Origin of the sequence: Desulfatitalea alkaliphila (assembly GCF_022968795.1) — a bacterium.
GTDB lineage: Bacteria > Desulfobacterota > Desulfobacteria > Desulfobacterales > Desulfosarcinaceae > Desulfatitalea > Desulfatitalea alkaliphila.
The window spans coordinates 17,356-39,040 of record NZ_JALJRB010000034.1 but is presented as its reverse complement, the minus strand read 5'-3'; the positions used below and the strand labels follow the sequence as shown (position 1 = coordinate 39,040).

At 63.5% G+C, this 21,685-nt stretch carries 11 protein-coding genes; 7 read left to right on the top strand and 4 right to left on the bottom strand.

Features of this window, described 5'->3' with window-relative positions; genetic code table 11:
• Positions 1 to 87 precede the first annotated feature (87 nt).
• The 5 genes from MRX98_RS19755 (at position 88) to MRX98_RS19735 (ending at position 12,478) form a co-directional block, all read left to right on the top strand.
• Complete coding sequence (locus MRX98_RS19755) at positions 88 to 4,311, top strand: translocation/assembly module TamB domain-containing protein (protein ID WP_246914214.1); 4,224 nt, start codon at positions 88 to 90, stop codon at positions 4,309 to 4,311.
• The gene (locus MRX98_RS19750; RefSeq protein ID WP_246914212.1) at positions 4,311 to 7,154 is read left to right on the top strand and encodes a BamA/OMP85 family outer membrane protein; all 2,844 of its coding nucleotides are present in this window, start codon (positions 4,311 to 4,313) and stop codon (positions 7,152 to 7,154) included. Before MRX98_RS19755 ends, MRX98_RS19750 begins: the two co-directional genes overlap by 1 nt.
• A 182-nt stretch (positions 7,155 to 7,336) precedes the next feature.
• Entirely contained in the window at positions 7,337 to 7,483 is a 147-nt protein-coding gene (locus tag MRX98_RS19745; protein WP_246914210.1) for a hypothetical protein, read from the top strand.
• 197 nt (positions 7,484 to 7,680) lie between these two features.
• Complete coding sequence (locus MRX98_RS19740; RefSeq protein ID WP_246914208.1) at positions 7,681 to 9,690, top strand: methyl-accepting chemotaxis protein; 2,010 nt, start codon at positions 7,681 to 7,683, stop codon at positions 9,688 to 9,690.
• A gap of 733 nt (positions 9,691 to 10,423) precedes the next feature.
• Entirely contained in the window at positions 10,424 to 12,478 is a 2,055-nt protein-coding gene (locus tag MRX98_RS19735) for a methyl-accepting chemotaxis protein (protein WP_246914206.1), read from the top strand.
• A gap of 251 nt (positions 12,479 to 12,729) precedes the next feature.
• Here the strand turns inward: MRX98_RS19735 and MRX98_RS19730 are convergent, their stop codons facing one another.
• The 3 genes from MRX98_RS19730 to MRX98_RS19720 are packed head-to-tail and all read right to left on the bottom strand — an operon-like array spanning position 12,730 to position 16,825.
• On the bottom strand, positions 12,730 to 14,205 hold the full coding sequence (locus MRX98_RS19730) for a leucyl aminopeptidase (protein ID WP_246914204.1): 1,476 nt from the start codon (positions 14,203 to 14,205) through the stop codon (positions 12,730 to 12,732).
• Between the two features lie 41 nt (positions 14,206 to 14,246).
• Positions 14,247 to 14,618, bottom strand: a complete 372-nt coding sequence (locus MRX98_RS19725) for a diacylglycerol kinase (protein ID WP_246914202.1) — start codon at positions 14,616 to 14,618, stop codon at positions 14,247 to 14,249.
• Entirely contained in the window at positions 14,615 to 16,825 is a 2,211-nt protein-coding gene (locus MRX98_RS19720) for a DEAD/DEAH box helicase (RefSeq protein WP_246914200.1), read from the bottom strand. Before MRX98_RS19720 ends, MRX98_RS19725 begins: the two co-directional genes overlap by 4 nt.
• Positions 16,826 to 17,150: 325 nt before the next feature.
• Between MRX98_RS19720 and MRX98_RS19715 the strand changes: the two genes are divergently transcribed.
• Positions 17,151 to 18,278, top strand: coding sequence for an alpha/beta hydrolase family protein (locus MRX98_RS19715; protein WP_246914233.1), 1,128 nt, complete (start codon positions 17,151 to 17,153; stop codon positions 18,276 to 18,278).
• A gap of 132 nt (positions 18,279 to 18,410) precedes the next feature.
• Here the strand turns inward: MRX98_RS19715 and MRX98_RS19710 are convergent, their stop codons facing one another.
• Positions 18,411 to 19,166, bottom strand: coding sequence for an ATP-binding protein (locus MRX98_RS19710; RefSeq protein ID WP_246914198.1), 756 nt, complete (start codon positions 19,164 to 19,166; stop codon positions 18,411 to 18,413).
• Between the two features lie 461 nt (positions 19,167 to 19,627).
• Between MRX98_RS19710 and MRX98_RS19705 the strand changes: the two genes are divergently transcribed.
• Complete coding sequence (locus MRX98_RS19705) at positions 19,628 to 21,631, top strand: U32 family peptidase (protein ID WP_246914196.1); 2,004 nt, start codon at positions 19,628 to 19,630, stop codon at positions 21,629 to 21,631.
• The last annotated feature ends 54 nt before the right edge of the window (positions 21,632 to 21,685 follow it).

The following is a 21,685-nucleotide window of genomic DNA, read 5'->3' as shown; positions in this document are numbered from 1 at the left end:
CCAACAAACCCAACAAACCCGATCCCATCGGCTCGCTTCGCGATCCTCTTGCGCAGCACCCTCGATTTGCCGTATGATCGCTCACTCATGAGCCCGCTGATCAAACGTATTGCGATTGTCTTTCTTTGTCTCGGCCTGCTGCTGGCGGTTGCCGCGGCGGCCAGCATCGCCTATCTCAACAGCGGCGCCTTTCGCAAAATGGCCATCGGGCGTATCGATACGGCCATCCCCGGACGCATCGAGTGGACCCATCACCGCTTCGCCCCCTTTGCCGGTGAATTTGTCATCGGCGGGTTGCGGCTGCTGGATGCCTCCGGCGAAACCCTGGCCGGGGTGGAGCGCATCGCCGTCTCGTTGCAGTGGCGCTCCCTGCTTGGCCGCACGGTGCACATTTCCCGGGTGCGGATCGATGCGCCCGTGGTCTTCGCTCGTCTGGATGGAAACGACCGGCTCAACCTGGTCGCAGCACTGACACCGCTCGGCGAACCGACCGCACCCGATGCGGCCGAGACGCCGGCCAAGGGTCTGCCCTTCGGGCTGCGTCTGGATGACTTTCAACTGCAGGACGGCCGGGTCACCTTCGAGCGGCCTGCCACGGCGTGGTCCGGTACCGCCGACGCCATTGCCGTCAACGCCGCCGGCAACCTGGCCCACCCTTCCGGCCGGCTGGAAGTGCACCTGGGCACGGCCCGTTTCATAACCGCCGAGGCCGATCATCAGATTCGGGAGATCACATTGGCCGCCGCCTACGATGGTCGATCGGCCGATCCCATTACCGTTTCCCTGCACACACCCGGCTCGCGCATCGGTGTCAGCGGGCGCGTGAGCGTCGACCAGGAGCCCCTGGACATGGATTTGGCGGCGCTGATCGATCTGGACCTGGCCGAGGTGCAGGCTTGGCTGCCCCCATCCCATGCCTTGTCGGGTCGCCTCGAAGGCACCTTGAGCGCGGTCGGCACGCTGGACGACCCGCTGGTGGACGGGGCGCTCACATGGCACCAGGGCGGCGTGCAGGGGCTGGATCTGGAGCGATTGGATCTGGTCATAGGGATGGCGCAGCGGCAGGTGACACTGTCCCGCCTGGCCCTGCGGGCCCCCTGGGTGACGGCGGACCTGACCGGCAGCGCCGATCTGCGATCCGTGTTTCCCCAAGGGTTGACCCAACCGGCCGCGGGTATGGCGGGTCTGGACTATGCCTTCACCTTGGCCGTGCAACATTTGGCGCCGGCCTTGATCGATGCCCTGGACTTGCCCCTGGAGGGCACCTGGCAGCTTCAGGCCCAACTGGCCGGCAGCGGCATTCCCGGGCCGGACGGCGGTAGCGGTGCCGGCGAAGTGGGACTGCAAGGCGCCGACCTGGTTCTGGCGGAGGGCGGTCGGCCCGCACCGGCGACCCTCTCCCTGGCGGCCGCATGGGATGCCCGGCAGTTGACCCTTTCCCGCCTGCAAGCGACCCTTGATCAGGTCACTCTGGAGACCGGCGGCGACGGCCGCCTTGAATGGGAAGGGCTGCAATTGGCACTGGACGGCCACCTGTACGCGCCGCGGTTGGCGGCCATCGGCGAACTGCTGGGCGGCGACCTGCCCGCCGCGGGCACCGCCGCCTTGGCGTTTCGTCTCCGGGGAGATGTCCGGCGGCCCAAGGTGCACGCCGTGCTGCTGGCGCGGGCGTTGGCCTGGCAGGAGTGGACCATCGGCCAACTGCTGCTGGAAGCCGATCTGGATGATGACGGTGTGGTGCATCTGCCCCGCCTGGCCCTGGAAAACCAGGGCAGTTTCCTGGAGGGCAGCGGCCGGGTGGCCTTGCTGACCCCCGACGGCGGCCTGCGATCCGACCCGTCCCTCTCCCTCACCCTGGCCTTCGATCCTCTGGATACGGCCCATTTTAACGCCGGACTGCCGGCCGACCTGCGCCTGTACGGCAAGTTGCAGGCGGACGGGCCCCTGGCCGATCCACGAGCGACATTGACCATCGCCCCAAGCGCGGTGCAATGGCAGGATTTGGCGGGTCAATTGGAGGGCACCCTGCGGTGGGCCGCGGGCGTCTTGTCCATCCCCGAGTTGGAGTTGTTGTCCGAACGCTCCCGGGTGCAGTTGACCGGCACTGCCCATCTACAGGAGACGGCCGACGGTCGATGGACCGACGATCCCCGGATAGAGGCCCGCTTGACCGCCGATCCGCTGGAACTGGCCGATTTCCTGGAGGGGATGCAGGGCGAGCTGCGCCTGCAGGCGGAACTGGACGGCGCTCTCTCCGGGCTGCAAGGCCGTTTCGAACTGACGGGCAACGATCTGGACACCGGATTCCAAAAGGTGCCGGCGCTGCATTTGACCGGGCGCCTGACACCGGGTCGGGTGGATGCGGATGCCTTGACCATCACCCTGGCCCCTGACCAGACGGTGCGGGCCGAAGGGTGGTACGGCTTCGACGGTCGGTTCGCGGCCCGGGTGGATGCGGCCGGCATTGAGTTGGCCCACATCGATGCATTGGGGCCGCAAGCTGCCTTGCAGGGTCGTCTCGAACTGGCCTTGACCACTGAAGGCAGTCTGTCCGATCCCCGTGCCCGGGGCAATCTGTGGCTGCGGGATCCCGTTATCGGCGAGCAGCGCCGGGATGATTTCGAGCTGCGACTGCAACTGGCCGATCGGCAATTGACACTGAACGGCGATCTGAACTTTCAATTGACCGCGGACGTCCGGCTGGACAGCGGCGATTTCAACCTGAGCGCCCGCTTCGAGCAAACCGATCTGGCGCCATATCTGGCCTTGCTTGGCGAGGATCTGCCCTGGTCCGGCAACCTTTCCGGCCACATCCAGGCCGCCGGCAACCAGCGCGCCCCCGCCGACGCGGAAATCGCGGTGGAATTGACCGATACCCGGCTGCGCTACCACGATGTCGATCTGATCGCCGTCGACCGGCTGTCGGCCCGACTGGTAGACGGGGTGCTGGACCTGCCCCCCACGCGCCTGGGCTTTTTGAATGAAGGGTATCTGACCGTGGCCGCGGGCGGCCCCCTAAAACGGGATGTGTCCATGACCGTCGAGGGCATGCTGCCCCTGGCCGTGGTCGAACCCTTTACCGACGCCATCGCCGAAGCCCGGGGCGAAATCCGCATCGATGCCCGTATGCGCGGCCCCGTCGATGATCTGCAGTGGGAGGCCGAACTGCTGCTGGCGCAGATCGGTTTTCTGCTGCCCGATCTGGGGCAGTCGATTCGAACCCTCAACGGGCGCCTGAGCGCCACCCCCAACCGGATCACTCTGCAGGAAATGTCGGGGCAGTTGGACGACGGCCGTTTCACCCTCAATGGGCAGGTGGCCCTGGCCGATTTCAAGCCCACCGGGGGGCGCCTGGCCATCGCGCTGCAGGCCCTGCCCTTGCAAGTGCCCGACACCATGGACCTGCGCGTGGCCGGGGATCTGCTGCTCACCGGCGATGACCAGCGGGCGCGGCTGAGCGGTGACCTGGTGCTGTTAGAGGGCGCTTATTACAAGGATCTGAAACTGAACCTGCTCGCTGCCGTCACCGAGACCCAGCGGGCCGCGCCGGTGCCCACCACCGAACCGCCTCCCGAATGGATGGAGGCCATCGACCTGGACGTGCGCGTCACCCACCGCTACCCCTTCCTGGTGGACAACAACGTGGCCCGGCTCGACATCCTGCCCGATCTGCGGCTGACCGGCACGGCGGCCCGTCCGCTGCTGGACGGGCGGGCGCAGGTGGGCGAGGGCGAAGTCTACTTCCGGCGCAAGGCCTTCACCGTGACCCGCGGAGTGGTGGATTTCATCCATCCCTACCGTATCGAGCCCACCCTGGACATCGTGGCCGAGACGCAAATCCGCCAATGGCGTATCGTGCTGGCGGCCACGGGGCCGCCGGACAATCTGGCCATCGCATTGCGCTCCGAGCCGCCCGAGTCCGACAGCGACATCCTCTCCCTGATATTGCTGGGCCGCACCACCCGCGAAACGGGCGGCACCGGCGGCGGCGCCTCCACGGAACAGATGTTGGCCTCCCTCGTCGGCTCGGCCCTGGGTGAAGATATCAAGCGCACCACGGGGGTGGACATCTTCGAGGTGGAGACCGGATCGCCGGAACCGGGCGAAAGCAGTGACCGCATCCAGGTGACCGTGGGCAAACGGATCAGCAGCCGCCTGCTGGTCAAATACGCCGTGGAGACTTCCGGCGGCGAAACCGTTCAGCGGGCCGTCTCCGAGTATCGCCTGCTGGAGCACATCCTGGCGAGCGGGTTTCAAGATTCGGCCGGCATATACGGCGGCGAGTTGCTGTTCAGAATGGAGTTTCGCTAATGATCCGGTCGTGTGCCCTCCCATACAAAGGCCGCCCTGTCGCTTGCGGCCGGTGCCGCTGCCTGGCGATTCTGGCGGCCGTGGTGCTGTTGGCAAGTATTCTTGCACCGGGCGCGTTTGCGGCTGCCGAGACAACCGAGTGGGACGGTCGTCCCCTGCCCCTTGCCGCCATCGAACTCCAAGTGTCCACGGAATTCGAGGACCACCTCGATTGGCAGGGACTGGCCCGGGCTGCCATGGGTCTGGCCGAAGGGGAGATGTTGACTCCCGACCGATTGGCCGATGCCTTGGCGCCCCTGGCCGCCTTCGGCCGGACCCGGCAAACCGTTGCCGTGCGGGACGGCCAAGCCCATCTACACGTGGTATTGACGCCTTTCGGCTTGATCCACACCATCGCCATCCGGGGCAACTACCCGCTGTTCGAGCGGGACGTGCGCAACGCCATGACCATTGCAAGCGGCGACTTCTTCGATCCGGCGGCCATGCCGGACCAGGAAAAATTGGTGGCCGAGCGTTTTCGCGCCGAAGGCTACGTGGACCCGCAAGTGACCATCACCTGGCGGCAGCGGCCGGCGGACGGCCACTTCGATATCGACGTGACCATTGAAAAAGGCCCCCATCAGACGCTGGAGCAGGTTGTGCTCGAGGGCAACCGGAACGTGGGCGACGGCGCCCTGCGCCGCCGCATGGCCAGTTGGCGCCGTTCATGGCTGGCCCTGGGCCTGGCCCGCTTCAAAACTACGCGCTTCACCCAGGATTTGCGCCGCCTGACCGATTACTACCGGCGCAAAGGATTCGCAGATGTGGTCATTGAAGGCGATACCGCCATCGATCCCGCCGACCACAGTGTGCAAGGGAAACTGATCATCGCGGAAGGGCCGCGCTACGAAGTGGAATTTTCCGGAAACGACTTTTTCAGTGATCGCCGTCTGCGCAAATCGCTGGTGCTGGCCGAAACCGGCAATCGGGGCAACATCGGGTTGCGCCGCAGCAGCCATGAAATTCGGCGTCGCTATCTCAAGGCCGGTTTTGCCGATGTGAAAGTGCGCTGGCAGTCGGAGGACGCGACCGTGGCGGGCAAAGCTCTGCGGCGCATCACCTTTACTATAGAAGAGGGGGTGCGCCACATCGTGACGGCAGTGGTCATCGAAGGCAACCAAACCCTGGATGAGCAGACCCTCCGGGGCCAGATGCTGACCCGCACCCCCGGCTGGATCCGTTCCGGTGCCTATGTGGCCGAGGTGCTGGAAGAGGACCGGGTGGCCATTCGCGCCCTCTACCACAGCGAAGGGTTTCTCGACGTTCAGGCCGACACATCCGCGGTCGTCGACCCCGACAGCGGGCAGGTGACCGTCACCATGACCATCGCGGAGGGGCCCCGCACCCTGGTGGGCGACATCGCCATCGCACCGCAAAATTTGCCCATCCCCACGGAGCAGTTGCGCGAGGAGCTGGTGCTCGGTCCCGGCGATCCCTATCTACCCGTGCGGTGCCGGGACGACGAGGAGCGGCTGGCCGCCCGTATCGCGCCCCTGGGGCACCCCCATGTAAATGCCCGCGGCGTGACCACCCTTAGCGAAGACCGTACCCGGGCCGATATCCGCTATCAGGTGGATCCCGGACCGTCGGTGAAAGTGGGCGATCTGTACTTTCTGGGCAACTTTCGCACGCGGGAGAAATTCCTGCGTCGCGAAATGGGGTCGCAACCCGATGCCCCCTTCGCATTGCAGCAGGTGTGGGAAGCCCAGCGGGATCTGCGCGATTTGAACATCTTCGATTCGGTCCAGGTGCGCACCATCGGCCTCAAAGAGCGCGAGGAGACCGTCCACCTGCTGGTGCAGGCCGCCGAGCAGAAACCCTATTACGTAGAGCTGGGCGGCGGCTATCAGAGCGACAAGGGATTGTACGGGCGCACCCGGCTGGGTGATCGCAACTTTCTGGGCACCGCCAAGGAACTGCGGGCAGGGGCCGAAATCAGCGAAGTGGGTTACCGCTGGGAAGCCGCCATCAGCGAGCCGCGCCTGCTGGGCAGCCGCATCCGGGCCGATGCCGGCGTGTTCGGCGAACGCAGCGAACCGTTCAACCAGCAGTTCGGCACCCAGAGCCTGGGCGCCGGCGTCAACTTCGCCCGCGGCTGGGGACGCCACTACACAACCGCCCTGGCCCTGCGCTACGAACGGCGCGAGCAGTTCCTGCGCGGCCGCAGCCAAACCACCGATCAGGTCGATCCCGACACCCTGGCGCCGCGCGGCATCCTGGTGGCCACCCCCTCGGTGCAGTACGACAGCCGGGACTCCTTCATCCGGCCCCGCTTCGGCCACCTGGCCGGCTTCGCCGTCGATATCTCCAAGGGCCTGGACACCACCCTGGACGACTTCATCAAATACCGCATCGACGCCCGCACCTTCTATACACCCCACCCGCGGCTCACCCTGGCAGGACGGGTCTGGTTCGGCCTACTGGAACCCTACGGCGGCGACGCCGTGCCCCTGGACCAACTCTTCTTCTTGGGCGGGACCAACAGCGTGCGCGGCTTCGGCGAAAACCTGCTGCGCTTCGACAACGAAGGCAAACCCGTGGGCGGCCGCATGGCCCTGGCCGCCGGCCTGGAGGCCCGCATCGACATCGGCCGCAACTTCGAACTGGTCCCCTTCTTGGACGCCGGCCGCCTCTGGCAAACCCCCGGCGATGCCGGCAGCGACGCCCTGCGCTGGACCACCGGCCTGGGCCTCCAATACATCACCCCCATCGGCCCCATCGGCCTCTTCTACGGCCACAAACTGGACCGCCGCCCCAACGAAAGCCCCGGCGCCCTCCACCTCTCCATCGGCTACACCTTCTAGAGGGGACGCCCTTTATATTTTTATATTTCTGCCCGAAAAGAGGCAGAAATATAAAAATATAAAGGGCGTCCCCTCAGCCTCTGCTTGCCGGTCAGGCGGAGGTGATTATCTTGACCGTTAAAGAGGTTGTTCCGGTACTTCAAACACGCCTGGTCTTGGTTGTATGAAAGGAGGTGTGTGATATGGAAACTCAATCCATCAGCACTGATGAGCAACGCTGCATCAGTCGGTGTGTTTTTGATCATTGGAGCGAGGACAGCGATACCCGTTCGGAGGATCGCGATACGGCCTACGAACAGTGCCTGACCGACTGTCGGATCTGCTCCTAATACTAGAGGGGACGCCCTTAACTTATTAACTTACTGCCTGTAGTTGGGCAGTAAGTTAATAAGTTAAGGGCGTCCCCTCTCTCGATTTTCTTAAGTTCCTACCATTGTGGTCGATACTATCTTCGACGGGCGGTGCGTGCGTCTGCCGCAATCGTATAATGATTTCGAACAATCATGACTCATCAGGAGCCATACCAATGAAAACCAGGATCAACCTCAAATCGATTTCCGCCAAACTTCTAATGATCGGTATTTGCGCTGTTTTGATTCCCGTCTTTGCGGTGGGCTATTTCTCCTATACCAAGTCAACCGCCGCATTGATGGACCTGTCCAGCAACCAAGCCCGGGACGTGGCCACGGATTTGGCGCGGCTGATCAAGACCATTCTGGATACTGAGATGAACAAGGCCGCAACCATGGCGAGTCAGCGGCGTATCATCGCTTTGGCCACCTCGGTGGCGGAGCAGGGCGTGGCGCAGTCCGGGGCGCAGATAGCTGATGTACACAGCGCTTTGAAGGTGCAGTTCGCCAACATGGGGGATGCCTACCAAGGGGTGTTCATCACCGATGCCAATGGCGAAATCTACACCGGCATTATGGAGAACGGTAAGGAGTACAAGGGTGTCAACATCGGACAAGGTGATCTGTTCAAGAAGGTCAAGAGTGCCAAACGGCCTGTGATTGACGAGATGGTGCGCTCCGCCGCCACTGGTCGGATCGTCACCAGCGCTTGTGCGCCCATTACATCCGAAAGGGGCCAATTCCTCGGCGCCTTGGGCACTGTCATCAAGGCCGAATATTTTGCCGATCTGGTTTCCGCGCGCAAGATCGGTGCAACCGGATACGGCTATATGATGAACAAACAGGGGATTATCTTGGCCCATCCGGTCAGGGATCACATCCTGAAACTGGATGTGAACACCATTGCTCAAATGGCCGGTATCAATCAGCGCATGATGGCCGGTGAGACGGGGGTTGAGGAGTACCACTTCCAGGGTATCGACAAGATAGCCGGTTTCGCCCCCGTCGGCATTAACGGCTGGTCCATCGCCGCCACCCAGGACGAGCCCGAATTTCTGGCCGCCACGGTGTCGATCCGCAACGTCATCGTCATCGTGGCCCTGCTGGCGGGCATCATCACGACGGTGATCGTGCTGTTGGCCGCGCGCACCATCACCGGCCCCATCAATGCCGCCGTGGCGGGTCTGAAGGACATCGCCCAGGGCGAAGGGGACCTGACCCTGCGGCTGCAGGTCAACAGTCAGGATGAGGTGGGCGAGTTGGCCAAGTGGTTCAACACCTTCATCGAGAAGCTGCAGGGCATCATCCGGCAGATCACCGGCGGAGTACAGACCCTGGCCTCTTCGTCTACGGAGCTGTCGGCCATCGCCGAGCAGATGGCCCAGGCGGCGCAGAACACCTCGGACAAGTCCAACGTGGTGGCCACGGCCTCGGAGGAGATGAGCAGCAACATGAGCACGGTGGCGGCGGCCATGGAACAGTCGGCGACCAACACCCAGGCGGTGGCCACGGCGGCCGAGGAAATGTCGGCCACGGTCAACGAGATCGCCAAAAACAGCGAGCGGGCGCGCTCGATCTCCGACAGCGCGGCGCACCAGGCCACCGAGACCTCGGGCAAGATGGCGCAGCTGGGCGATGCGGCCCGCGCCATCGGCAACGTGGTCGAGGCCATCACCGACATCTCCGAGCAGGTCAACCTGCTGGCGCTCAACGCCACCATCGAGGCGGCCCGCGCCGGCGAGGCGGGCAAGGGGTTTGCCGTGGTGGCCAACGAGATCAAGGAGCTGGCCAAGCAGACGGCCCAAGCCACCCAGGACATCAAGGAGAAGATCGGCACGATCCAGGGCACCACGGCGTTGACGGTCAAGGACATCGAGGAGATCACGCGCATCATCCAGGAAGTGCACGACGTGGTCTCGGGCATCGCCACGGCGGTGGAAGAGCAGTCCACGGCCACCACGGAGATCGCCAACAACGTCTCCCAGGCGGCCCAGGGCATTCAGGAAGTCAACACCAACGTCAGCCAGGGCGCATCGGTGGCCGGCGAGATTTCCCGCGACATCGCCGATGTGAACACCACGGCCAACGAGATGTCCTCGAGCAGTGCGCAAGTGAATATGAGCGCGGGGGATTTGTCGAAACTGGCCGAGGAGTTGAAGGGGATGGTGGGGCAGTTCAAAATTTAGATAGGGCGTCCCCCAAACCCACGAGCGGATGGGTTATGCCACGGGTTGCGCCTTGCATCCACCGTCGGGGGTGCCACCGGCAACGGGTTGCCGGTGGCCGAAGGCCAGGAGGGTTTTTACACAAGCGGCGTCAACCGTGCATCCATCGCGCTGTTCGATAGATTCCGGGCGGTAGGGCTGAACTGCCCGGGCGGTCTTGTGCCCTGGTAGCCGAACCGGCATCAGCCGGATCGTTTGTGCATGTGACGTAAGGACTATCCGCCTTACCTGTGGCGGTAGTGATGCGCATGACCTCTTTTTGCTGCGCAACACTGGCAACGAGTTGCCAGTGCCACCCGCGGGGGTGGTTTACCCAGCCAGGTTATAGGTGGCGGATTTTATGCGGTGGGGTGGGGTTGGGGAGCCCGGGTGTGGCTTCGGCACCCCCGAGAGGGCGGCGGCAACGCCGCCCTCTGCAATTCTGGGAAGCAAAGACAAACCAACCAACGCTATCCACCCTATCAACTCAGAAAACGCAACAAACCCAACAAACCCGACTAACTAACAAGTTCAACATCCCCTACCCACTCAACCGACCAAAAAGCACGACAACGTTACCAGGTCAGCAGTCCCTAAAGTTTCGCAACCGTTCGTCGATATATAGACTGTTGGCTGTAGGCCGGTGTGCGGTGGGGTGTTGGCCCCATGTGTGCCAGGGCAGGCGGCATAGTATGGATACGAATGAGGAGCGGATATGCTGAAGCGTCTTAAAATCAGAACGAAATTGTTGCTGGCTTTCGGTAGTGTTGCGGTGATCACGTTGGTTCTGGGTTTGGTGGGTTATTTTGGTCTGTCCCACAGTGAGAAGGCCATCAACGAAATCGGACAAAACCGTCTTCCCGGCGTGGAAAGCCTGTTGACCATCAAAGAGAGCGCGGAGACCATGCGGGGGGTTCTGCGCACCTTCATGGTGCCCGGTCTGCCACCGGACATCCTGCAGGACCAATATGATGCCTTGGCGCATGCGCGTGGTCGAATTCAAAAAGCATGGGACGTTTATGCCCCCCTGCCCAAGACTGAAGAAGGGGCCCGGGTGTGGGAACAGTTCATCGGGACATGGGATGCGTGGCTGGCTTCCGCCGACGCCATGGTGGACCTGCGACGCCAAATCGATGCCAACGGCATAGCCGATCCCGCCGATCTGGCCGGTCGCCTGGAACAGTTCAACAAGGACCACTATATCCTGATCAGCCGTGTGTTGTCGCGTCTCTCCGATCCCACTGAAATTTTTGACGGCGGCGACGATCCCACCGTATGCAATACCGGCCGATTCTTTGCCGAATTTGTGACCGAGAACGAGGAGTTGGCCGAACTGGCGGAACAACTGTCGGAACCCCATCGCCGTTTTCATCAGGCCATCGGCCGTATCAATGAGCGCTTGGACGATGGCTACCTTCCCGAGGCAGGAGGCGTATATCGTTATGAGATGCGCCCGGCCATGCAGGCGGTGTTCGCCGTTTTCGGGGAGATGCAAAAGGTTATCGACGATTCGCGCAACATCATGCTGGAAGCACTGTCACAGGGGCTTGGCGAGGTGACCGACAAGCAGAACGCGGCCCTTGCGCTGCTGGATCAACTGGTGCGCATCAATAGTGCCGCCGCGGCCGAGGAGGTGGTCTCCGCCCAGCGGGGATCCGAAATCCGGCAAAGGGTTGCCCTGGCGGCCATGCTGATCGGTGTTCTGCTGGCCTTGCTGCTCGGAATCACCATTGCCCGCGTCGTATCGCGTCCCATCATGTACGCGGCCGAAGTGGCCAATCGGCTCAAGGAAGGCGATCTGACCGTGGCGATCAAGGTGGACAGTCAGGATGAAGCGGGGCAGATGCTGGCCGCAATGAAAGCCATGATCGACAGGCTGCACGCTCTGATGAAGAACATTGCCGGTGGCGTGCAAACATTGTTCACTGCGTCCCAGGATCTTTCGGCCATCGCCGAGCAGATGGCGCGCGCGGCGCAGAACACCTCGGACAAGTCCAACGTGGTGGCCACGGCCTCGGAGGAGATGAGCAGCAACATGAGCACGGTGGCGGCGGCCATGGAACAGTCGGCGACCAACACCCAGGCGGTGGCCACGGCGGCCGAGGAAATGTCGGCCACGGTCAACGAGATCGCCAAAAACAGCGAGCGGGCGCGCTCGATCTCCGACAGCGCGGCGCACCAGGCCACCGAGACCTCGGGCAAGATGGCGCAGCTGGGCGATGCGGCCCGCGCCATCGGCAACGTGGTCGAGGCCATCACCGACATCTCCGAGCAGGTCAACCTGCTGGCGCTCAACGCCACCATCGAGGCGGCCCGCGCCGGCGAGGCGGGCAAGGGGTTTGCCGTGGTGGCCAACGAGATCAAGGAGCTGGCCAAGCAGACGGCCCAAGCCACCCAGGACATCAAGGAGAAGATCGGCACGATCCAGGGCACCACGGCGTTGACGGTCAAGGACATCGAGGAGATCACGCGCATCATCCAGGAAGTGCACGACGTGGTCTCGGGCATCGCCACGGCGGTGGAAGAGCAGTCCACGGCCACCACGGAGATCGCCAACAACGTCTCCCAGGCGGCCCAGGGCATTCAGGAAGTCAACACCAACGTCAGCCAGGGCGCATCGGTGGCCGGCGAGATTTCCCGCGACATCGCCGATGTGAACACCACGGCCAACGAGATGTCCTCGAGCAGTGCGCAAGTGAATATGAGTGCGGGGGATTTGTCAAAGCTGGCCGAGGAGCTCAAGGGGATGGTGGGGCAGTTCAAAATTTAGAAGAAAAGTTTTAAGTGTCAAGTGTTAAGTTTTAAGTTAAGGAATGCTACCGGTTAGATGGTTGGGTGGGTTGGCCGGGGGTTCCTTTTTGCGGCGGATTATACAGTGGGGTGGGGTTGGGGAGCCGGGGTGTGGCTTCGGCAGCCTGGGAGGGCGGCGGCAACGCCGCCCTCTGCAATTTTGAGAAGCAAACTCAAGTAGTAAGCGCTCCCAACCCAACAAATCCAATAAACCCAATAAACCCAACAAACTCAACAAACTTCTACCAGGTGGCACAGGAGGCGGACGCCGAAGCCTGTTCCGCCGGGACCGCAGTAGTCCGTGCTTTTCTTCTGGAAGGCCGGGCCGGCGATGTCGATGTGGGCCCAGGGGGTGTCTCCGGTGAATTCGGAGAGGAAGAGGGCGGCGGTGATGGCGCCGCCGTAGCGGGAGCTGGACATGTTGTTCAGGTCGGCCAGGTCGCTTTTCATCAGTTCCTTGTAGTCTTCCGGCAGGGGCAGGCGCCAGCAGCGTTCGTGGGTGGCGCGGCCGGCCGCCAGTATGGTTTCGGCCAGGGTGTCGTCCGGACTGAAGAGGCCGGCCAATTTCTCTCCCAGGGCGACGACGCAGGCGCCGGTGAGGGTGGCCAGGTCGATGAGCATGTCCGGTTTGTGCTTTTTGATGGCGTAGGCCAGGGTGTCGGCCAGGATCAGGCGGCCTTCGGCGTCGGTGTTGCCGATCTCCACCGTTTTGCCCGCGTAGGTGGTCACGATGTCGCCGGGGCGGGTGGCGCGGCCGGACACCATGTTCTCCACCAGGGGAGTGAGGCCGATGATGCGGTGCTTGGGTTTGAGGGTGGCCATGGCGGCCATGGCGCCGGTGACGGCGGCGGCGCCGGCCATGTCGCCCTTCATGGTGTCCAGTCCGGCCGATGGTTTGATGTTGACGCCGCCGGTGTCGAAGGTGATGCCCTTGCCCACCAGGACGATGGTCTTGTCCGCCTTGGGCGGCGCGTAGGTCATCTCCACTAGGCGCGGCGGGTTGTCGCTGCCGGCGGCCACGGCCAGCAGGGTATTGAACTTCTGCCGTTTGAGCTGCTGCTCATCCAGCACCCGCACCTTGAGTTGCGCTGCGCGGGCCGTGGCGGCAAAGATTTGCGCCAGGTCCGACGGCAGTTTGTCGTTGGCCGGTGTGCTGACCCACTCCCGCGCCAGGGTGGTGCCGTGGCAGACGGCCTCGGTGCGCTGCAGCAGGGGACGGTGTTTTTTGGCCGTTGCGGGGGGCACCAGCAGTTGGAGGGTTTCCAGGGGTTGGGTCTTGGGTTTTTCCTTGTACTTGTTGAATTGGTGGTTGCCCAGGTACGCCCCTTCGGCCAATGCCTGCACCTTCGCCGCCGGCACCACGGGCAGCGCTGCGGCCAGGGGCACGGCCAGCGCGGTGCCCTGTCGCTTTGCCGCCGCCGCCTCCCGGACGGCACGGCCGGCGAAGACGCGCAGCGTTTCGGCATCGATCTTTTCCACCGGTCCGAGCCCCATGAACCAACAGCGGCGCACCTTGCCCCCCAACAGGTCGAAGAGTACCACCTGTTGCTGTTTTTCTCCCTTGAAGCCGTCTATCGCCAGCGCCTTGGCGGCCAGTTCCCGGATGCCGGGATCGTCGTGGATTTCAGCATTTTCGCAGACCGGCACGGCAAGATCGGCCGTTTTGAATTTGGCGTGACCCGGGGAGGTGGTGAGGAAATCGAGCATCAGGGAAACTCCTTTCGGCATTCATCGTTAAGGCGCAAGGGTTAGAAAAAGCGCTCCCAGGCAATCAGGCCCCACACCACGGCGGCCAGCACCAGGACCATCAACACCGCGGCCGAACCCAGGTTCTTGGCCCGGCCCGACAGCGGGTGGTGTTCCAGGCCGATGCGGTCCACCACCGCTTCGATGGCGGAGTTGATCAGTTCGACCAGGGGGACCAGCAGCAGTACGGCTGCCAGCAGGGCGCGCTGCACCGCCGTTTCGCCCAGCCAGAAGGCCACCGGCAGCAGCAGCACAACAGCCACCACCTCCTGGCGAAAGGCAGCCTCGTTGCGCCAGGCCGCCGCCAGTCCTTGCAAGGACCAGCGGGTGGCATCGATCCAATGTTGCACCATGCCGCGATGGGGCCGGCTCATGACTGCCTCGCACGGTTCAGCGCTTCGGCCAGGGGGGAGGGCGCCGGTGCCGGGGGCGTACCCGCCGCCGGACCGACCGCCTCGGCGGCGATGTCGTGGTCGGGCATCACCGGATCGCGCAAAATGCGGCCGATGGCCTCCTTGGCCGTATCGGCCACCTGGGGGAACACAGCCTTCAAGGCCACCATGTGGCGCAGGTTGTCGGCGGTGCGCAGCGCCAGCATGGCCAGATCCCCTTCGGCCATCTGGCCGGCCTGCACGCTGCGCTCCCACGGGCGGCCGCCGGCCCAGTGGTGGATGGCCAGCGCCGGTTTCAGGTGGAGGGGGCGGGCCTCGAAGCCCCGGGAGAGCATGTGCTTGGCAAAGCCGCGCAATCCCTTGACCACCTTGTCCATGGCCTGGACCAGCGCTTCGGGCGCCCCCTTCTTGTCCAGGTGCTCATCGGTCTCCTTGTCGTTGACCAGGCTGGCCATGATGGCCGCCAGCAGCACCGGATCGCTGCGCGGGAACAGATCCAGGCGCAACCCTTCGGCCACCAGCAGCGGCTGATCGATGCGCAACTGGGCGGCCCACTGGCCGTCTTCGGTCAGGCGGTGTTGGTCATCCACGAAGCCGGTGGTTTGCAGGAAGGTTACGTGGCGTTGAAAATCGGTCCACAAATGGCTGTGGGCGGCGTGCTCACCGCCCATGGCCGCGCCATGGCGCTGAAAGGTGGCCAGGGAGCGGTGCAGCAGATGTTCCACTTCCGGCGGCGAGTGGGACAGCAGCAGGTTGAGGGTCATGGAGAAGTTGATGCGGATCCGGCTGTGCACATCGGCCGCCGGCGCCTTGAACTGTTTGGCCACTTGCCGCACGTCCATGTACTTGCCGGGCACCAGCAGGGCGAAACCGATGCGGTCCTTGCCCCGGCGCCCGGCCCTGCCGGTCATTTGCTGCAGCTCCGTGGCGTCCAGGGGCATGAACTCCCGGCCGTTGAAGCGGTCGGAGTTGAGAAAGGCCACCGTGCGGGCGGGAAAATCAACCCCGGCGGCCACGGTGGAGGTGGCGAAGATGGCGTCCAAATGGCCTTCGCTCATCAGTACTTCCAGTACTTGCTTCCAGGCCGGCAGTTGACCACTGTGGTGGGCGCCCACCGCCAGGTGTTCCACCGCCCAGCGTTGGCGGTGGCGCCGGATGTGGGGAAAACGTTCGGCCAGTTCGGCCATGCGTTGCCGTAATCGCTCGGCCCGCTCCGGATCCTCGATGTTGTTTTCCAGGCACAATTGCACCGCCTGGTCGCAATCGGCCCGCGACTTGAGAAAGAAGATGGCCGGCAGCAAATGGTATTTGCGCAGAATGGCCAGCAGGGCGCCGAAGGGCGGCAGCTTGCCCGGCGGGGCCAACAGCGGCGGGCGGCGGGCGCTCAGGAAATCGCCCACCTTCTTGTACAAACGGGTCTTGCCGCTGCGTTCGTCGCCGATCAACAGCGGCAGCAGCGTGCCCGACGGGTGCAGCAGCAACGGATAGAGGGGCACCGGCCGGCGGGTCTCCTGCACCACTTCGCACGGCTTGCGGCGAATGGCCGTCAACCAGCGCGCGATCTGCGCCGCATTGCCCACCGTGGCCGACAGCAGCAGCAGCGGCACCCGCTGGGGCAGGTAGATCATGGTCTCTTCCCACACCACGCCGCGATCCTCATCGCCCAGGTAGTGGGCTTCGTCCAGCACCACGAAATCGGTATCCAGGGTTTCACCGCGGTGCATGGCGTCGTAGAGCTGGTTGCGCAGAATCTCGGTGGTGCCCACGATGATGGGCGCGTCGGCGTTCTCCTTGCGGTCGCCGGTCAAAATGCCCACATGGGCGGCGCCGAAGTGTTGGCCGAATTCGGCCATCTTGGCATTGGTCAGGGCCTTGAGAGGAGAGGCGTACCACGCCCGTCCGCCCTGTTCGAACACCTTGGCGATGGCCTGCAAGGCGATCCAGGTCTTGCCGGCACCGGTGGGGGCGGTGACCAGGCAATCGGCCCGCGCCACCGTCTCCAGGGCCCGGAGCTGGAAATCGTCGGGCACGAAGGGGGCCGGATCGGGGGTGCCGATGCGCGCGAACACCTTTTTCAATTTGGCATCGGCCCCGGGTCGCGGCGCCGGAATCGGCGCGCGTTCGCCCCGGCCGAAAGAGCGCCGCGGTCGGCGGCCGCCCCGGTCCCCATGGTGGTGGTAGTTGCCCATGACCGGTTAGTACAACAAACCATGACATAAGGGCAAGGGGCGCGGGCGATGGGGCTCGGCGAGGGGCAAGTGCATGAGCCGGCTTGTGGGCATTGCCGCCGAAATACCGGAATATAGGAATATTGCCATGTTTTTTAGGGTGTTCCCTATTGTCATGCCCAGGGTATGGGTTCAGTATGCGAGTGTACACGACAGGCTGCGGACCAATGCACAGGCATTGCCTGCGGCTCGCCATATGCATTTGCCGCCCGTAGCGTTGATTGCGAGAGCGGGGCGGCAGAGGCTGAATCGCCACATTTTCGACAGGAGGGGACAAGTGAGAAATATGGTTTTGCTTCAAAAAGGAATCGTTTTACTGGCCGTCATGGCCGCCGCCTGCCTGCTGACCACGGCATGCGTGCCTGGCGGTGGGGATGACCCGGGAACGAATGAGCCGGCCAGCCGTTTGCGGGAGGTGCCGGACGATCCCGGTGAGAAAGGGCCATGGCCGGTCGGATCCCGCACAGTGACGATCAGCGGGCTGAAAACCGGGGTGTGGTATCCGGCACTGCCGGGCAGCGAGGCCGGCAAGCCCAAGGATTGGATTGACACCCGGGAATATATGCCCGGCACCCATCCCGATCCTGATTTGGCAAAATTTCAGATCGACGCCTACAAGGATCTGCCGCTGGACACCGCCTACGGTCCTTATCCGGTAATCGTCTTTGTCCATGGCACCGGTGCCTACCGCACGGCCTCCCATGCCCTTTTCACCCATTGGGCCAGCCGCGGTTTCGTGGTGTTGAGCGCCGACAACCCCGGCATCATGTTGGGGGATATCATGTCGGGCGGCTGCGGTGCGCTGTTGAGTGCCGATCAAGCCGGTGACACCCGCAAACTGCTGTCCGCGCTGCGCAATCCCTCCGGCGCTCTGGCCTTCCTGCGTGATCGTATCGCCGCCGATCGCATCGGGCTGGGCGGCCACAGCGCCGGCGGGGCGGCCATCTCCGGCCTGGGCAGCGAATCCGGTGTCAAGGTCATCGTTCCCATGGCAGCCGGTGGTGTGGACAACGGTACGGAAGTGGCATCAGTGCTGGTGATGGGCGGCATGGCGGACGCCGTCGCCCGGCCCGCGACGGTGCGCAGGGCCTACAACAGTGTGAATGTGAAAAAGCGGTTGGTGCTGATTCCCGAGTCGGGTCACATGGCTTTTTGCAGCATCTGCCCGATCATTACAGATACCGACGCGGATTTGGGACCGCTGGCGGGCATCGCCAACGACGGCTGCGGCCCGCAATACATGGATCCGGAGTTGAGCACCCGGATCGTCAATTTCGCGGTTACGGCGGTATATGAAGAGACACTGATGTCGTCCCGGACCGCCGCCGATCGGATCGACGCCATCGCGGCCAGATTCCCGGGTGTCGAATACGCCTATGAACCGGCACCGTCTTCCGGTAACGGCTGCGATTAAAGCGTTTGTATGTGGGTTTGCATCGAGGCGCGGCGGGTGCCTTGCAAACCCACCCCTATCATGGAAAATCACCAGGGGCGTGGGTCCACATCGTAAACCCCACGCCCCTTCCGTTGCAGCGCATGCTTCCCGCTACAGCTTGGCGATCATCTCCGCGATGCGCGTCTTGGCATCCGAGGCGACATCATAGGGGGATTGACCGTTCAGATCCGCCTCGATCAATGCGTCGCCGTAGGGCAGAAATCCCAAAATATCGAAATCGGACAGGTGTTCCCGCACGAACGCCTCGTCCTTGGGCGTGCGGATTTTGTTGCCCACCACGGCGATGCGCTCCAGGTGAATCTCCTTTGCCAGGCGCCGGATGTGCGCGGCCGTGTCGATGCTGCGCCGCCCCGGCTCCACCACCACGATCAGGCGGTCCACCGCCTTGGCCGTGGCGCGTCCCAAATGTTCAATGCCGGCCTCCATGTCCATGACCACCACTTCGTCGCGGGCCAGCACGATGTGCATCACCAGGCTCTTGAGCAGGGTGCTCTCCGGGCAGAGGCAACCGCCGCCGCCCTTCTTCACGCTGCCCAGGCGCATCATCTTGATATTGTCCATTTTCACCGAATATTTATCCGGCAGATCGTCCACCTGGGGGTTGAGCCGGAAAAAGCCGCCCACCGTTCCCGGCTGGGCGCCGGTGCGCTCGAAGATCATATCTTTCATCTCGGCGATGGGCACCACCCGGTCCGCATCCGGCATCCCCAGTGCCGCCGCCAGATTGGCATCCGGATCGGCATCGATGGCCAGCACCTTCTTGCCCATATCGCTCAACGTCCGAATCAACATGGCGGAGAAAGTGGTCTTGCCCACTCCGCCCTTACCGCTAACCGCAATCTTCATTTCCCAATCCTTCCATGTTCCCAATATGTTGGGGCAGTCCACGAAAAAACAGAGCACCACCCGAATTTACATCACCCGTCAATATAACAAACAATCCCCCAAGGGCAACAAAAGAGGTTCATCCGGCCTGGGCGCAGGTGATGGACATCGGATCATTTGTATCTCATTTTAATAATGATCACCGCTATCGTAGGGACACGGCATGCCGTGCCCCTACGGGAATGGCACAGACCTGCCAAACCGACAAACCCAACAAACACAACAAACTCAACAGACCCACCACCCCCCAACCATCTCTAACCGCCAGAATTCCTTCAACTTAAAACTTAAAACTTAAAACTTAAAACTTTCCCCCCTATCTCCCCCGCTTGACCACAGCACCGCCGCAGGTTAGAAGAGGGCTTCTTTATGAACACGAGCGTGCGCGCACCACTATCGCCGCCGAAAACGAGACGACCACCATGGAACAAATCGTACGACGCAAAGCGGGGGACTTCAGGGGACCCAAGCCGGAGATCCTGGCCCCGGCCGGGCAAAAGGACAGCTTCCTGGCGGCCCTGGCGGCCGGCGCCGATGCCGTCTATTGCGGCCTGAAGGACTTTTCCGCCCGCATGGCGGCCCAGAATTTCACCCCGGCCGAACTGGCCGCCCTGATCGATCTGGCCCACGACCAGGGGGCCAAGGTGTACCTGACGGTCAACACCCTGCTCAAATCCGACGAACTGTTGCCCCTGGGCCGGCAGCTCGCCTGGGTGAGCCGCCATGCCGCGCCCGACGCCCTGATCGTCCAGGACCTGGCCGTGCCCGCCCTGGCGCGCCAGGCCGGGTTCAGCGGCGAGATACACCTCTCCACCCTGGCCAATGTTTCCCATCCCGCCGTGCTCTCCCGTTTGGGCACCACATTGAACGTGCAGCGCGTGGTGCTGCCGCGGGAGCTGAACGTGGACGAGATCAAGCAGATGGCCGCCGCCTGCCCGCCCGACCTGGGCCTCGAACTGTTCGTGCACGGCGCCTTGTGTTACGGCGTATCCGGTCGTTGCTACTGGAGCAGCTTCATGGGCGGCAAGAGCGGCCTGCGGGGGCGTTGCGTGCAGCCCTGCCGCCGGCGCTACACCCAGGGGGAGGCCTCCCAGCGCTTTTTCTCCTGCCAGGACTACAGCCTGGACGTGCTGGCCAAAGTGCTGGCCGAGATTCCCCAAGTGCGGGCCTGGAAGATCGAGGGGCGTAAAAAAGGGCCCCACTATGTCTACTACACCACCACGGCCTACAAAATGCTGCGTGACGAAGGGCAGGATCCCCAGGCCAAAAAATCGGCCCTCGGATTGTTGGAGAACGCCTTGGGCCGGCCCGGCACCCATTACCATTTTTTGCCCCAGCGGCCCCAGAACCCAATCGACACCCAGACCGATTCGGGCTCCGGGCTGCTGGTGGGCACCGTGCGCGGCGGCCGGGACAAGCCGTGCCTCGAACCGCGCATGGCGCTGCTGGAGGGGGACAAGCTGCGCATCGGCTATGAAGACGATGAGTGGCACCAGACCTTCGATCTGCCCAAGAGCGTGCCCAAGGGCGGCAAGTTCTACTTCAAGACTCCCAAGGGGCGCGTGCCCGCCAAGGGTACCCCGATTTTTCTGATCGACCGGCGCGAACCCTATCTGTTGGAACAGATCGCCAAGTTGCAGCGGCGCCTGGATGCCTTTGCCCGGACAGTGCCCGAAGCCGGCGTGCCGTTCAACCTGCGCTTGGCGCCGGCCAGCCCCAAACAGCCTCGGGTGCGCTTGATGCACGTGTTGCGCAGCCCCGGACAACGCATGCGCAAAACCACCCTGGCGGTCTGGCTTTCGGCGGAGGCGGTCAATGCCATGCACACCTCCCAGATTACCCACGCCTGGTGGTGGCTGCCGCCGGTCATCTGGCCCGACGAAGAGGAGCAGTGGCGCCTGCTGATCCGCAAGGTGATGGGCCACGGCGCCGACCGCTTCGTGCTCAACGCCCCCTGGCAGGTGGCCCTTTTTCAGCGCTCGGGCAAGCTGAACCTCTGGGCCGGGCCGTTCTGCAACATCGCCAACCCCCTGGCCATCCGCACCTTCAAACTGCTTGGCGGCCAAGGGGTGATCGTCTCGCCCGAGCTGGGCCAAGAAGATTACGAGGCCCTGTCGTCCAAGAGCGTGCTGCCCCTGGGGGCGGTGATCTACGGCCACTGGCCCTTCTGCGTTTCCCGCACGGCGGCCGCCGACCTGCAACCGGAACAGCCCTTCGAAAGCCCCCGCCAGGAGCAGGGCTGGCTCGCCCGCTACGGCAGCCTCAACTGGGTGTTCCCCAACTGGCCTATCGACCTGCGCGGCGCCCAAGACACCCTGGCCAAGGCCGGTTACCGCCTCTTCGTTCAGTTGGAGGAACCGGTGCCGAGATCGGTGCAGATCAAGAAACGGCCGGGGAAGTGGAATTGGGAGTTGGGACTGAGGTAGATGGCTGGGTTTAGTGGCGGGGGAGGGTTTTGGGGTTATTGGAAGGGTAGAGGG

What these genes read in the sequence shown, in the direction of transcription:
- MRX98_RS19755 (WP_246914214.1), top strand. Translation starts at nt 88, where the DNA reads ATGAGCCCGCTGATCAAACGTATTGCGATTGTCTTTCTTTGTCTCGGC.
- MRX98_RS19750 (WP_246914212.1), top strand. Translation starts at nt 4,311, where the DNA reads ATGATCCGGTCGTGTGCCCTCCCATACAAAGGCCGCCCTGTCGCTTGC.
- MRX98_RS19745 (WP_246914210.1), top strand. Translation starts at nt 7,337, where the DNA reads ATGGAAACTCAATCCATCAGCACTGATGAGCAACGCTGCATCAGTCGG.
- MRX98_RS19740 (WP_246914208.1), top strand. Translation starts at nt 7,681, where the DNA reads ATGAAAACCAGGATCAACCTCAAATCGATTTCCGCCAAACTTCTAATG.
- MRX98_RS19735 (WP_246914206.1), top strand. Translation starts at nt 10,424, where the DNA reads ATGCTGAAGCGTCTTAAAATCAGAACGAAATTGTTGCTGGCTTTCGGT.
- MRX98_RS19730 (WP_246914204.1), bottom strand. Translation starts at nt 14,205, where the DNA reads ATGCTCGATTTCCTCACCACCTCCCCGGGTCACGCCAAATTCAAAACG.
- MRX98_RS19725 (WP_246914202.1), bottom strand. Translation starts at nt 14,618, where the DNA reads ATGAGCCGGCCCCATCGCGGCATGGTGCAACATTGGATCGATGCCACC.
- MRX98_RS19720 (WP_246914200.1), bottom strand. Translation starts at nt 16,825, where the DNA reads ATGGGCAACTACCACCACCATGGGGACCGGGGCGGCCGCCGACCGCGG.
- MRX98_RS19715 (WP_246914233.1), top strand. Translation starts at nt 17,151, where the DNA reads ATGGTTTTGCTTCAAAAAGGAATCGTTTTACTGGCCGTCATGGCCGCC.
- MRX98_RS19710 (WP_246914198.1), bottom strand. Translation starts at nt 19,166, where the DNA reads ATGAAGATTGCGGTTAGCGGTAAGGGCGGAGTGGGCAAGACCACTTTC.
- MRX98_RS19705 (WP_246914196.1), top strand. Translation starts at nt 19,628, where the DNA reads ATGGAACAAATCGTACGACGCAAAGCGGGGGACTTCAGGGGACCCAAG.